This window comes from Nocardia brasiliensis (assembly GCF_011801125.1).
GTDB classification, from domain to species: Bacteria; Actinomycetota; Actinomycetes; order Mycobacteriales; family Mycobacteriaceae; genus Nocardia; species Nocardia brasiliensis_C.
Genome location: NZ_CP046171.1, coordinates 7,271,184 through 7,284,025, shown reverse-complemented (window position 1 = coordinate 7,284,025; position 12,842 = coordinate 7,271,184). Strand labels below are relative to the sequence as shown.

Sequence of the window (12,842 nt, the reverse complement as noted above, 5' to 3'; positions counted from 1 at the left end):
CGGGCGGGTCGTATTCGATGCTGGTTCGATGACAGACGACGCGGACGGCCTCGCCCGGTTCCACGCGCTGCCGCGGGAGGCGGCCCTCGAGGCATTGCTCGGGTGTTGCTCTTCGCCGCGCTGGGCGCACGCGATGCTCGCGCGGCGGCCCTACTCGAGTGCCTGCGCGGTACTCGACGCGGCCGACGACGTGCTCGCCGCACTGCCCGACACCGAAATAGATCTGGCGCTGGCCGGTCATCCGCGCATCGGCGAGCGGCCGCGTTCGGCGGCCTCGGCGCGCGAGCAGGCCGGCGTGGCGGGCGCGCCGGAGCAGGTGCACGCCGCGTTGGCCGCGGGTAATCGGGCCTACGAGCAGCGGTTCGGCTACCGGTACCTGGTGTGCGCCAGCGGTAGGTCCGGCAGCGAGCTGCTCGCGCTGCTGCAAGACCGGCTACGCAACGATGCCGACACCGAAAGGCAGGTCATGCGAACAGAATTGGCGAAGATCAATCGCATCCGGTTGCGCCGGTTGCTCGGGGAGCCCGCATGAGCACGCTGAGCACGCACGTGCTGGACGCGGTCCGTGGCACGCCCGCCACCGGCGTCACCGTGACGCTGTACGACGGTGCCGGGCAACTGGATTCGTGCAGCACCGACGGCGACGGCCGGATCGGCGCGCTTGGCGCGACATTGGCGCCGGGTACCTACCGACTGGTCTTCGACACCGGTGCTTACTTCGCCGCGCAGCGGGTCGAGACCTTCTATCCCGAGGTCGGCGTGTGCTTCGCGATCACCGAGGAGCGGCACTATCACGTCCCGTTGTTGTTGTCGCCGTTCGCCTTTTCCACCTATCGAGGGAGCTGAATCCAGTATGGAGTTGACCGGCCCGATCGAGCTCACCGACCACCGCTACGGCAAGGCCGAGAACCGCGTCGTGCGGATCTGGCGGGAGACGGCGCGGCACGAGATCCGCGATGTGAACGTGTCCACCGTGCTGCGCGGCGACTTCGCCGACGCCTACGCCGGTGATCAGCGCAAGGTGCTGCCCACCGACACTCAGAAGCAGACCGCGTACGCCTACGCGAAACAGCCTGGGCTACAGACGATCGAGGACTACGGGCTGGCCCTGGCCGGTCACTTCGTCGACGATATCGAGCCGGTGTCCGGCGCCAGGATCGAGATCGACGAGTACGCCTGGCAGCGGGTACTGGTCGACGGCCACGAGCACGACCACACCTGGGTGCGGCAGGGGCCCGAGGTGCGCACGGCGGCGATCACGGTCGCGGGCACCGGCGCCGATCGGCGGTCCTGGGTGATCGGCGGGGTCAAGGATCTGACCATCCTGAAGTCGACCGGATCGGAGTTCGCCGACTTCCTCAGCGACGAATTCACCGTGCTGGCACCGACGCACGATCGCATGCTGGCCACCACCCTGGTCGTCGAGTGGCGATTCGCCGCGACCACCGGCATCGCCTGGGACGAGGTGTACGCGGGCATCCGCGCGCGGCTGGTCGAGACCTTCGCGACCCATCACTCGAAGGCGTTGCAGCAGACCCTGTTCGAGATGGGCAAGGCCGCGCTGCAGGCGTATCCGGTGCTCGCCGAGATCCGGCTCGCCGCGCCGAACAAACACCACTTCGACTACGACCTGGCCCGTTTCGGCATCGAGAACAACGGCGAGGTCTACTACGCGGCGGACCGGCCGTACGGCCTGATCCACGCCACCCTGCGGCGGGCCGACGCACCGGAGGCAGGTCCCGCATGGCTGGCGTGACCGTCATCGAGCACTGTGCCGTCGCCACCGTCGACGCGGCGGGCACCGAACACCGTGACGGCCACGTGGTGGTGCGCGGCAACCGGATCGTCGCGGTCGGGCCGGGCGACTCACCGCCGGTGGACGATTCGGCGCGGCGCATCGATGGTCGGGGCTGCTTGCTCACGCCCGGCCTGGTGAACACCCACCATCACCTCTATCAGTGGATCACCCGCGGTCTCGCCGCGGACAACACGCTGTTCGAGTGGCTCACCACGCTCTACCCCATCTGGGCGGGCATCGACGAGGACGCGGTGCGGGTCGCGGCGACCGGCGGGCTGGCCGCGTTGGCCCGCACCGGCTGCACCACCAGCACCGACCACCATTACGTCTTCCCGCGCGCCGGCGGCGATGTGCTCGGTGCGGAGATCGCGGCCGCCGCCGAGGTGGGCCTGCGGTTCCACCCGTGCCGCGGCTCGATGGATCTGGGGCGCAGCGCCGGCGGCCTGCCGCCGGATCACGTGGTGCAGACCCTCGACGAAATCCTCGCCGACAGCGCGGCGGCCGTTGCCCGCCATCATGATCCGTCGTTCGACTCGATGCTGCGCATCGCGCTCGCCCCCTGCTCGCCGTTCTCGGTGAGCTCCGAGCTGCTCCGGGAATCGGCGGTGCTGGCCCGCGAGCTCGGTGTGCGGCTGCACACCCACGTCGCGGAGACGATCGACGAGCAGGACTACTGCGCACAGACATTCGGCTGCACGCCGGCCCAGTACATGGAGCAGCTCGGCTGGGTAGGGCCGGACGTGTGGTGGGCGCACGCCATCCACCTCGACGACGGCGCCATCGCCACCATGGCCGAAACCGGTACCGGCGTGGCGCATTGCCCGACCTCGAACGCGCGCATCGGCGCTGGTGTCGCGCGCACCGCGGACCTGGTGCGGGCCGGCGTCCCGGTCGGTCTCGGGGTCGACGGCGCGGCGAGCAACGAGGCGAGTTCGATGCTGGAGGAACCGCGCAACGCCCTGTTCTTCGCCCGCAACCGCGGCGGCCCGCGCGCCATGACCACCCGAACCGCGTTGGCGCTCGCCACGATCGGCGGTGCCCGCGTGCTCGGCCGCGCCGCCGAGATCGGCTCGATCGAGCCGGGCAAACTCGCCGACCTGGCGCTGTGGCGCCTCGACACCCCCGCCCACGCCGGTATCGACGACCCGGTGACCGCCCTGGTCCTCGGCGCGCCCGCACCCCTGGCCGCCCTGCTCGTCAACGGCCGCGAGGTGGTTCGCGACGCCCGCCTCAGCACGGTCGACGAGGACGCCGTAGGCGCGGCGGTGGCGCAGGCGCAGGCCGCGCTGGTCGCCAAGGCGGGATAGCGCTCGCCTAGGCGGCGAACGACGTGGCGCCGTGCGCGAGCGCCGCGGCGGATCTGTGCCGATCGCCGGGCGGCGTGGTCGGTGCCGGCTCCGGGTCCGCCTGCGCGCGTAACGCGAGCAGGCTCATCACGTCGTGCAGGGTCATGCCGAGCTCCGCGGCGTGCAGTTCGGCGATCTCGGTGGCCCGCGGCCCACCCGAGGGCGACCCGTCGAGCACGATCATCTCGGCCAGTGCCATTCCCGTCATGGCCTGGTCGCGGCTGAGTCGTCGCTTGGTCGGCAGGTAGGACAGCACCCAGGTGCCGCGGTCCGCCTCGGGCAGATCGATCCGGAAGGCGGCCTCGTGCACCACGTCGCTCGTGATCAACCATGCGGTGGCCGTAATCGACATTGCGCGAACCCCTTTCATCCACGGCGCCGTCGGCACATCGGCCGCGGACTGTGCTCAGGATGCCAGTTCGGTTCGGCGCGGCGCGATCCCAGCGTCACCGGCATTTTGTCGGTCTGGCGCAGTCCACTTGACCTGGTAAAACCGCACTGCTACCAAGGAATTAATCACAATCAGCGCCGCGATTCTCCGGCCGCAGGTCCGTATCCCGCCGGCCGCGTCGCGCGTGGAGAGGTGGCGGGATGCGCAGCTCCGGCCGAACCGACCAATGGCGTCCCGGCGGCACTCTCACCGCGGAGCAACGGCGACGGCTCCGCGATCGGTTCGCCGAACTCGGCCTGACCGACCTGCAACTGCTCGAGCCGCTGGCCGCGGAGCTGCGCCAGCGCGGCTACCGGCCGCGCGCGGCGTGGCGCTACGCCAACGGATTAACCCAGGCCGCGGTGGCCGAACGCTACAACGAGGTGACCGACAGCGCGCGGGCGGCGATGAAGGCCAGCCGGATCTCTGAATTCGAGGCATGGCCGTTCGCCGGGAACGGCCCGCACCCCGAGGACGAACACCAGCGACCGAGCGGTGCGCGCCCGACCGTGCGCGTGCTGAAAAACCTTGCCGCCATTTACGGAACGGCGTGGGACCAATTGGTCGACCTCGCCGACCTGGCCTATATGCCGCACAGCGAGCGGATGGAGTACCACGAGGCGGTGGCGCGGCGCTCGATCGGCAGGCAGCCGGTGCGGGCGGGCCGCGACCTGCCCGCCGAGGTGCCGCATTTCACCGGTCGGGCTGGACCGAAAGCGCAACTGCACGAACGGGTTACCGAACACCTGCGCTCGGCGAGCGCGGCGGTGCACGTGATCGTCGGGCTGACCGGCATCGGGAAGACGGCGCTGGCCAGATACGCGGTCGCGGTGTTCGGCAAGCACTATCCCGACGGCACGCTCTGGGTGGACCTGCACGGCTACACGCTCGGGCGGGAGCCGCGCGAACCGGTGGATGTGCTGGAGCAGTTGCTGTTACAGGTCGGCGTGGCCCGCGAGACCATCGAGACCGACCTCGCGGGCCGGGCGGATCGCTGGCGCACCACCATGCGGCAGCGACGGATGTTCCTCGTGTTCGACAACGCGCTGGACAGCAACCAGGTCAAGCAACTGCTGCCGCGGGCGCCCGGGTGTTTCGTGCTGATCACCAGCCGGAGCAAGTTCACCGGTCTGGTCGAGGCGGTACCGCTGCGGCTGGAGGTGATGGAATGGGCCGAGGCGGAGGAACTCCTGGTCAAGCTGGGCAATCTGCGGCCGGGCTACGACCGGGCGGCGGTGCGGCAGATCTTGCAGACGGCCGGGCGGTTGCCGCTGGCCATCCGCCTGATCGGTGGTCAGATCGCGCATCACGGCGAGGCCATGCTCGCCGGAAGCGCCGCCGAGATCGCCCAGTTGAGCGCGCGGATCAAGCGCGCGCCCGCCGATCGGGCCAGCGACTCGGCCGCCGAAAATCTACTGGATCGCTTCACCGCGGAGGACGAATCGCTGCGTGCGGCATTCGAGATGTCCTACCAGCGCCTGCCGGACCGGGCCCAGCAGCGTGCGGTCCGTCTGCTCGGCTGGTTCCCCGGGCCGGAGATCACCGCCGAGGCCTTGGCGACGATGGCGGATGTGCCGCTACGCGAGGGAAAGATGCTGGTGCGCAGGCTGTTCGAGGCGGGCTTTCTGGACCCGTCGGCGGGCGGGCCCGGCGGGCAGCGCTATCGGATGCACGATCTGACCCGGTTGTGCGCCCGGCTGCACGCCGAGCGCGAGGACACCCCGGCGGATTACGCCGCGGTGCTGGACCGGCTGGTCGCCGCCGGGCTGACGGTGGCGCGTCGGGCCAGCACCCATCAACTCTTCGATCCCGCGGGCAGCGAACATCTTTCGAATCCCTCCGCCGCCGCGGCGCGCGCCAGGGCCTGGTTGAATCGCGAGCTGGAACTGTTGCTCGGCTGTCTGCGCGAGACCGAATCGACGGCGGCGGCAGCGGAATTGGCCACCCGGCTGGCCTCGCACCTGTCCGGGACCGGGCACTGGTCGCTGGCGCTGCGGTTGTACGGGCGGGCCTTGGCGATCGCGATCGAGCTCGACGACCGGCACGCCCAAGCCTGGGCGCTGGTCGGCAAGGGCCGGGTGGATCGGCTGATCGGGCAGCACGAACAGGCCTGCGCCGGTTTCCGCGCGGCGCGCGAGATCGCCGTCGCCCTCGCCGACCGGCAGTGCCAGGCCGCGGTGCTTTGTGAGCTGGGGCAGACCGCACGGGCCACCGGCGACCACGGCGCGGCGCGGCGCAATTTCACCGAGGCGCTCACCATCGCGCGCGATATCGAGGCCAGAGCGACCGAGTGCGACGCTTTGGACGGCCTCGCGTACGTCGAGCGTGCGTCCTCGAATTACCGTGGCGCATGGAGTTGTTCGGCGCAGGCGCTGGCCATCGCGGAGGCCATCGGCGATCCGGTGCGGATCGGGACCGCGCAGTGGGGGTTCGCGGAGGTGATCCGGCGCCTCGGTGATGCGGAGGGCGCCGAACTGCGCTACACGGCCGCGCTCGAGATCGCACGCGATCTCAACCACCAGAAGCTGGAGGGCGACGCGCTGCGCGGGCTCGGGCACATCGAGGCGCTGTTCGGCGACCAGGACACCGCGCGGCACAACTTCGACGAAGCGCTCGAGATCGCCCGGCGGATCAACGACCGCTACGGCGAGGGCTGGACGCTGTGGGGCCTCGGCAATGTCGCGCGCCGAGCCGACGAGTACGAGGCGGCGCGCGGGGTGTTCCAGCAGGCCTACGACATCGCCGTGGAGATCAACGATCCGCTCGGACAGGTGGACGCGCTGCGCGGGCTCGGGCACATCGAGCGGCACTTCGGCCGATGCGACGCCGCGCGTGCGTATTACACCGAATCGATGGGCGTGGCCCAGCGCATCGGCGACCCGCTCGGCCGGGCCGACGCGCTGCGCAGCCTGGCCGGCGTCGCCGCCGACACCGGCGCAGGGACGCGGGCCGAGGCCCTGCTCGCCGAGGCGCTCGCACTCTACGACGACATCGGCGTGCAGCTCGCGGCGAACGTGCGGGCCGAGCTGCGCACCGGCGGACGGTGAACCTCAGCCGCAGCGCCGCGCCGCCAGCAGGGCCAAAGTGTCGGCGCAGGCCCGCATTTCGCTGATCAGCACGTGGTGTTCGGTGTCCTGGGCGGCTCCGCGCGGGCCGAACAAGCAGCATTCGATTCCCGCGCGGCTGAGGTGGGTGGTGTCGTTGCCGCAGTACGAGTAGGGCAGCGCAAGCCCGCGCTCCTCGACCCGGTATCGCGACACCTGCGGGAGCAGCTCGGCGATATCGCGGACCACCCGGCAGTCGGCGGGCCGATCCATCGGCGGCATATCGGTGCCGCCGACGCGATAGCGCGGGTCGACCGGGTGCTCGAGGGTGATCCGCGCGTCGGGGAAGGCGTCCCTGGCCAGGTCCAGCGCCGCGTCGACGGCCTTGCCGACCTGTTCCGGCTCGTACGGCGGCGGGTAGCGCAGATCGATCAGTGCGGTGGCCTTGTCCGCGCAGTAGCTCACCCCGGACGGATCGTGCTCCTCGCCGCGACCCGCGAGCAGGCTGGCCACCTGAAGCCTTGGCAGCGGCGGGAATTCGGGATTGCGCAGCCCCAGCTCGGCGGTCTCCAGCAGATCGAGGGTGCGCCGCAGGACCGCGATGGCGTCGACGCCCTCGTGTCGCCTGCTGGTGTGCGCGGTGCGGCCGCGCACGACCACGGCGAACTTGTGCACGCCCGCGGTCCGCGTGATCACCCGCCGCACCGAATAGGGTTCGGGCACCACGGCCGCGTCGGCGGTGAGGCCGCGGCTGAGCGCGTGCTTGGTGCCGGTGCCGCCCTGCAACTCCCCGACGACGAACTCGAGCAGCAGCGGGCGGCGCAGCGCGATCCCACTGCGGCGCACCATGATCGCCGCGCCGAGCATGGCCGCGAGGCCGCTCTTCATGTTGTGCAGGCCCGCCCCGTACAGCCGGTCACCGTCGCGGCGCGCGGTGAACGGCGTGCGCGGCTGGTCGTGGCCGAGCGGATCCATGTCCAGGTGCCCGTTGAACAGCAGCGCGGGCGTGCCCCGCTCCGGACCGAGCCGGGCGATGGTCTGCACCCGGCCCGGCTGGACCTCCTGGTGGTAGGCGTGAATGTCATTGCGGGCGAGTGTCTTCCGGACGTGCACCGCCAGCGGCGTCTCCTGCCCGGTGAACGAGGGGATGGCGGTGAGTCCGGCGGCCAGCTGTATCAGCTCCGCCTTGGGCAGCAGGCGCGGCAGCTGGTCGGCGAAGGTCGTTGTCGCACTAGTCACGCGGGCGGAATCCGATCAGCAGGACATCGCGCAATCCGGCGCCCGCGGCGGGATCGGTCACGGTGATCGGCGAGGTGTAGTGCAGCACCCGCTCGTCGTCGAAAACATAAGAGTCGAGCGGATCTTCGAGGACGAAGCTGCGCAACCCGCGGTCCGGGTCGTGGCGGTCGTAGATGGCGGAGACGCCGCCGCTGACATTGGTCCGCTGGATCAGATGCGCCGAACCCGCGATCAGGCCGTCGCGGTGCTTGCCCTCCGGCGCCGGGTCGCCGGGCGCGATCAGCCGCATGTAGTGCGCGTCGACCAGGCAGTCCGGGATGGTGTCGGCGCGCAGCACCCCGTGCGCGGTGAGCAGCCGGGCGACCGCGGCGGCGATCCGGCGGGTCGGCTCGGTCGCCGGATGCTCGGGCGGGATCAGTTTGAAGCGGCGTTCGATGCCGCCCGCCACCGGGTTGACCTGCTTGGACTGCAGGTAGGGCGGCGGTTGGTCGATCGCGGTGATGGCGTCGGCGCCTGCCTCGGCCAGGCGGGGCAGCTCGAGGCGGAAGCACTGGTAGGCACGGCGCCGGTACTGCTCGCCCGCGGGCAGCCAGTGGTCGAGTTCGGTGTAGTCCCGGAACGTGCGTCGCAACACGTGCAGGTCGGGACCGGAGAGGGGGAAATCGGCCGCGGTCATCAGCCAGGAGGACGGGGGGTCCTCGGCGGGCGAGGCCGGCGGCTCTCGGTCGGCAGGCGCCGTCCGCTGGTCGGTGTTTATCGGTGGGGCCCTTCCGCGTATGGACATGGCGAGCCACAGCAGGGCTGCGGGCCGCGCACATCGGTGAGGGATGGCTCGCCGCCGGCGTGGGATATGTCACATCGAGCGAGCCGCGATGGACATTAATCACGCGGCTGCCCGGTGTCGAGCGTGCTCTAGCGTGTCGAGCCGGTCGCGGCCGTGGGTGTGGAGTAAGCCCTGTTCAGCGTGTGTGCGGGATACTGGAACAGGGTCGCCTCTGATTGGGCGGAGGTGAGCCGGGCGGATGCCGGACGGCGCGGGGGCCGGTTCGGCGACCCGTGGACAGGCATCGGGGCCGCGCTGGTCGGCGCGGGTAACGACCGCGCAATCCGGCGCGGAGATTGCGCAACATCGTGGCAACTCCGCGCTTCTAGGGTTGGCGGCAGCGGTAGTGGAGCGAGGTGAGACGTGGACCTGGACACGATTCGGGAAGTACTGGTGGCGCGGGAGCGGGCGGATCTGGGGGCGCTGAGCGCGACCTGTGCCGTACTGGCCGGCGGGACCTTTCTGTTTTCCGAGCCGCAGCAGCGGCTGGACCGGCTCGTCGACATCACCGCCCTCGGCTGGCCCGCCCTGACGGAGGTGCCGGACGGGTTGGAGATCGCCGCGACGTGCACGCTGGCCGAGTTCGCCGGTGCGCGGCCAGGACGCGAGCTCGGGTTGCCGGTGTTGCGCGAAGACTGGCCTGGCACAAGACTTTTCGCGCAGGGCTGCCGGGCGTTGCTTGCCTCGCACAAGATCTGGCGGACCGCGACCGTCGGCGGCAACATCTGCCTGTCGTTGCCCGCCGGTGGTGTGCTGGCGGCCCTGACCGCGCTCGACGGGGTGGCCCTGGTGTGGCGGCCGGACGGTGCCGAGCGGCGGATTCCGTTGCGGGAGTTCGTGCTCGGCCCGGGGCGCAACGTGCTCGCGCCAGGTGAGGTGTTGCGCTCGATCACCGTGCCGCGCGCAAGCTTGCTGGCGCACACCGCTTTCCGGAAGATCGCGCTCGCGCCGCTTGGGCGTTCGGGGGCGGTGGTGATGGGGCGTCGCGACCCCGGCGGCCGGTGCGCGATCACGATCAGCGCGGCCACCACGCGTCCCGTCGTGCTGGACTTCGGTGCGGTGCCGAGCGTGGACGAGGTGGGCGCACAGGTCGCGGGGCTCGATCCGGCGCTGTGGTTCGACGACCCGCACGGCGCGCCCGACTGGCGCGCGCACGTCACCGGCCTGCTCGCCCGTGCGGTCGTCGCCGAGCTACGGCACGCGGGGGAGTCGCGATGAACCTCGAGATCGACGGCAGGGTGGTCGAGGTCGACCCCCGGCCGGGCCAGTGCCTGCGCACCCTGCTCAGGGAGCACGGTGCCCTCGCGGTCAAAAAGGGTTGTGACACCGGCGATTGCGGTGCCTGCACGGTTCAGCTCGACGGTCAGCCGGTGCACTCGTGTCTCATCCCGGCCCATCGCGTCGCAGAGCGCGCGGTCACCACGGCCGCGGGCCTCGGCACCGCGGCAGACCCGCATCCGGTGCAGCGCCGATTCGTCGAGCACGCCGCGTTCCAGTGCGGATTCTGTACCGCGGGCATGGTGGTGACGGCCGCCGGTCTCGGCGCCGCCGACGCGGCATGCGGTCGCTCCTGCACGACCGACGGCGCGTCCACGCATCAGGTCGCGCGACCCACGGCGGCCGAGCCCGCCGCCGCGCCACTGGCCGCGCGCGCCCCCGCCGTGGTCGCCGAGCTGATGAAGGGAAACCTGTGCCGCTGCACGGGCTACCGCGCGATCGCGGACGCACTCACCGGCGTCGCGGAAGGCGGCGCGGAACAACCTGATCCGGGACCAGGCGGCGCAGAAGCGCGGCGGCCCAACGGTGTCGCCGGGGCCGGCGTCGGTGCGCCGGCCGGGCCGCGGATCGTGCGCGGGGCCGAACCGTTCACCTTCGATATCGCGCCGCGCGACGACGGCGCGCACGCCGCCGCCACGGTGGGCCGGAAATCGACCGAGGTGGACGAGGTCTCGCCGCCGAGCGCCCCGCTGCACCTCGCGGTGCTGCCGAGTCCGCACGCGCACGCGCGCATCGTGTCCATCGATACCTCGGCCGCGACGGCGATCGACGGGGTGCGGGCCGTGCTCACCTACGCGGACGCGCCGCGGGTGGCGTTCTCCACGGCCCGGCATGAGTTGCGGGCCGACGACCCGGACGACACGTATGTGCTCGATCGCACGGTGCGGTTCGTCGGACAGCGGGTGGCGGCGGTGGTCGCGGACAGCCTGGCGGCCGCGCGCGCGGGCTGCCTGGCCTTGCGGGTGACCTATGAGGTGCTGCCCGCGGTGTTCGACCCGGCGGCGGCACTGCGGCGGGACGCGCCGAAACTGCATGCGGAGAAACCGGATTCGGCGCGGATCGCCGACCCGCGCCGCAACCTGATCGCCGAGGTGCACGGCGAGGTCGGCGACGTGGCGGCCGGGCTCGCGGCGGCGGCGAAAGTGGTCAGCGGCGTGTGGCATTCGCCGCGCGGGCAGCACGTGCACCTCGAAACCCACGGCGGGGTGGGCTGGCTCGACGCGGACGGCAGGCTGGTCCTGCGGTGCAGCACTCAGGTGCCGTTCCTGGTCCGCGACGAGCTGTGCCAGCTCTTCGGGCTGCGCAAGGACCGGGTGCGAGTGTTCGCCGCCAGGGTCGGCGGCGGCTTCGGCGCCAAGCAGGAGATGCTCGCGGAGGACCTGATCGCGTTGGCCGTGCTGCGCACCGGGCGGCCGGTGCAGTACGAGTTCACCCGGGGCGACGAATTCACCGCCGCCACTTGCCGCCATCCGATGCGGGTCGCGGTGCGCGCGGGCGCCGACGCCGACGGCGTGCTGACCGCGCTGGTGGTGGACGTGCTCGCCGACGGCGGGGCCTACGGCAATCACAGCGCGGGCGTGCTGTTCCACGGCGTCGGCGAATCGATCGAGATCTATCGCTGCGCCAACAAGCGGGTCGACGCGCAGGCGGTGTACACCAACAACATTCCCTCCGGCGCCTTTCGCGGCTACGGACTCGGCCAGGTCATCTTCGGGGTCGAGTCCGCGCTCGACGAGCTGGCGCGCGCGCTCGGCATCGACCCGTTCGAGTTCCGGCGGCGCAATGTGGTGCGCCCCGGCGACGCGTTCGTCGGCGCCGCGGTGGACGAGGGCGACCTGAGCTTCGGCAGCTACGGCCTCGACCAGTGCATCGATCTGGCCGAGCGGGCACTGGTGCGCGGCAACGGCGTAGCCGCGCCGGATCCGGGCTGGCGGGTCGGCACCGGCATGGCGGTCTCGATGATCGCGACCATTCCGCCGCGCGGGCACCGCTCCGAGGCCACGGCCACGCTGCTGCCGGACGGGCGCTACGAGATCCGGGTCGGCACCGCGGAGTTCGGCAACGGCACCACGACGGTGCACGCGCAGCTCGCGGCCACGGCACTGGCGACAACGGTGTCGCGCGTCGTGATCCGGCAATCCGACACCGACCTGGTCGGGCACGACACCGGCGCCTTCGGCTCCACCGGTATCGCGGTCGCGGGCAAGGCGACCTACGCCGCGGCACTGGAGCTGCGCGGCCTGCTGCTCGGCCGGGCGGCGAAGCTGGCCGGGCTGCCCGAACACGATTGCGTGCTCGAGACGGCGGGCGTGCGCTGCGGGGATCAGTTCTTCGATGCCGCGGCGCTGCTGGCCGACGGCGCGTTGACCGCGCACGGCGAGCACGCGGGCAGCCCCCGCTCGGTCAGCTTCAACGTGCACGCCTTCCGGGTCGCGGTCCAGCCGGACACGGGCGCGATCCGCATCCTGCAATCGGTCCAGGCCGCCGACGCCGGGACCGTGCTCAACCCGGTGCAGTGCCGCGGACAGGTCGAGGGCGGCGTCGCGCAGGCGCTCGGCACCGCGCTCTACGAGGACATGCGCAGCGCGGCGGGACTGGTCACCACGCAGTCGCTGCGGCACTATCACATCCCGCAGTTCGCGGACGTGCCGCGCACCGAGGTGTATTTCGCCGATACCGCCGATGCGCTGGGCCCGCTCGGTGCGAAGTCGATGAGCGAATCCCCGTACAACCCGGTCGCCCCCGCGCTGGCGAACGCGATACGCGATGCTGTCGGGGTGCGGCCGGACCGGCTGCCGATGACCGCCGAGCGTATTTGGCGGGCCATGCAGGAAGGAGAACTACGGTGACACGCGGCGTGAGCATCAGGCCCGGAGGCGGCAGC

Annotated in this window: 10 protein-coding genes; 7 read left to right on the top strand and 3 right to left on the bottom strand. The window is 71.5% G+C overall.

Annotation, left to right across the window (positions count from 1 at the left end; genetic code table 11):
• Window positions 1-28 precede the first annotated feature (28 nt).
• Genes uraD through F5X71_RS33280 form a run of 4 tightly spaced genes read left to right on the top strand, consistent with a single transcriptional unit; the run spans window position 29 to window position 3,105 of the window.
• Window positions 29-532, top strand: coding sequence for a 2-oxo-4-hydroxy-4-carboxy-5-ureidoimidazoline decarboxylase (uraD, locus tag F5X71_RS33295; protein WP_167465538.1), 504 nt, complete (start codon window positions 29-31; stop codon window positions 530-532).
• Window positions 529-846, top strand: a complete 318-nt coding sequence (uraH, locus tag F5X71_RS33290) for a hydroxyisourate hydrolase (protein WP_167465537.1) — start codon at window positions 529-531, stop codon at window positions 844-846. The genes uraD and uraH overlap by 4 nt, the downstream gene beginning before the upstream one ends.
• 7 nt (window positions 847-853) lie before the next feature.
• The gene (gene pucL, locus F5X71_RS33285; RefSeq protein ID WP_167465536.1) at window positions 854-1,756 is read left to right on the top strand and encodes a factor-independent urate hydroxylase; all 903 of its coding nucleotides are present in this window, start codon (window positions 854-856) and stop codon (window positions 1,754-1,756) included.
• The gene (locus F5X71_RS33280) at window positions 1,744-3,105 is read left to right on the top strand and encodes an 8-oxoguanine deaminase (protein ID WP_167465535.1); all 1,362 of its coding nucleotides are present in this window, start codon (window positions 1,744-1,746) and stop codon (window positions 3,103-3,105) included. Before pucL ends, F5X71_RS33280 begins: the two co-directional genes overlap by 13 nt.
• 7 nt (window positions 3,106-3,112) lie before the next feature.
• On the opposite strand, the gene F5X71_RS33275 is transcribed toward F5X71_RS33280, so the two are convergent.
• Window positions 3,113-3,496 (bottom strand): hypothetical protein, encoded by a 384-nt coding sequence (locus F5X71_RS33275; RefSeq protein ID WP_167465534.1) that lies wholly within the window; start codon window positions 3,494-3,496, stop codon window positions 3,113-3,115.
• A gap of 239 nt (window positions 3,497-3,735) precedes the next feature.
• Here F5X71_RS33275 and F5X71_RS33270 point away from each other — a divergent pair, with 239 nt between their 5' ends.
• Window positions 3,736-6,621 carry a tetratricopeptide repeat protein gene (locus tag F5X71_RS33270; RefSeq protein WP_167465533.1) on the top strand — a complete coding sequence of 962 codons (2,886 nt, stop codon included), beginning with the start codon at window positions 3,736-3,738 and terminating at the stop codon, window positions 6,619-6,621.
• Window positions 6,622-6,624: 3 nt separating this feature from the next.
• On the opposite strand, the gene F5X71_RS33265 is transcribed toward F5X71_RS33270, so the two are convergent.
• Window positions 6,625-7,857, bottom strand: coding sequence for a M20 family metallopeptidase (locus F5X71_RS33265; protein ID WP_167465532.1), 1,233 nt, complete (start codon window positions 7,855-7,857; stop codon window positions 6,625-6,627).
• Window positions 7,850-8,533, bottom strand: coding sequence for a 2OG-Fe dioxygenase family protein (locus F5X71_RS33260; RefSeq protein WP_167465531.1), 684 nt, complete (start codon window positions 8,531-8,533; stop codon window positions 7,850-7,852). The genes F5X71_RS33265 and F5X71_RS33260 overlap by 8 nt, the downstream gene beginning before the upstream one ends.
• Window positions 8,534-9,043: 510 nt before the next feature.
• On the opposite strand from F5X71_RS33260, the gene F5X71_RS33255 reads away from it, so the two are divergent.
• Both F5X71_RS33255 and F5X71_RS33250 read left to right on the top strand, forming a co-directional pair.
• The gene (locus tag F5X71_RS33255) at window positions 9,044-9,898 is read left to right on the top strand and encodes an FAD binding domain-containing protein (protein ID WP_167465530.1); all 855 of its coding nucleotides are present in this window, start codon (window positions 9,044-9,046) and stop codon (window positions 9,896-9,898) included.
• Entirely contained in the window at window positions 9,895-12,807 is a 2,913-nt protein-coding gene (locus F5X71_RS33250) for a molybdopterin-dependent oxidoreductase (protein ID WP_167465529.1), read from the top strand. Before F5X71_RS33255 ends, F5X71_RS33250 begins: the two co-directional genes overlap by 4 nt.
• Window positions 12,808-12,842 lie beyond the last annotated feature (35 nt).

What these genes read in the sequence shown, in the direction of transcription:
- F5X71_RS33260 (WP_167465531.1), bottom strand. Translation starts at nt 8,533, where the DNA reads ATGACCGCGGCCGATTTCCCCCTCTCCGGTCCCGACCTGCACGTGTTG.
- F5X71_RS33250 (WP_167465529.1), top strand. Translation starts at nt 9,895, where the DNA reads ATGAACCTCGAGATCGACGGCAGGGTGGTCGAGGTCGACCCCCGGCCG.
- pucL (WP_167465536.1), top strand. Translation starts at nt 854, where the DNA reads ATGGAGTTGACCGGCCCGATCGAGCTCACCGACCACCGCTACGGCAAG.
- uraD (WP_167465538.1), top strand. Translation starts at nt 29, where the DNA reads ATGACAGACGACGCGGACGGCCTCGCCCGGTTCCACGCGCTGCCGCGG.
- F5X71_RS33280 (WP_167465535.1), top strand. Translation starts at nt 1,744, where the DNA reads ATGGCTGGCGTGACCGTCATCGAGCACTGTGCCGTCGCCACCGTCGAC.
- F5X71_RS33275 (WP_167465534.1), bottom strand. Translation starts at nt 3,496, where the DNA reads ATGTCGATTACGGCCACCGCATGGTTGATCACGAGCGACGTGGTGCAC.
- uraH (WP_167465537.1), top strand. Translation starts at nt 529, where the DNA reads ATGAGCACGCTGAGCACGCACGTGCTGGACGCGGTCCGTGGCACGCCC.
- F5X71_RS33270 (WP_167465533.1), top strand. Translation starts at nt 3,736, where the DNA reads ATGCGCAGCTCCGGCCGAACCGACCAATGGCGTCCCGGCGGCACTCTC.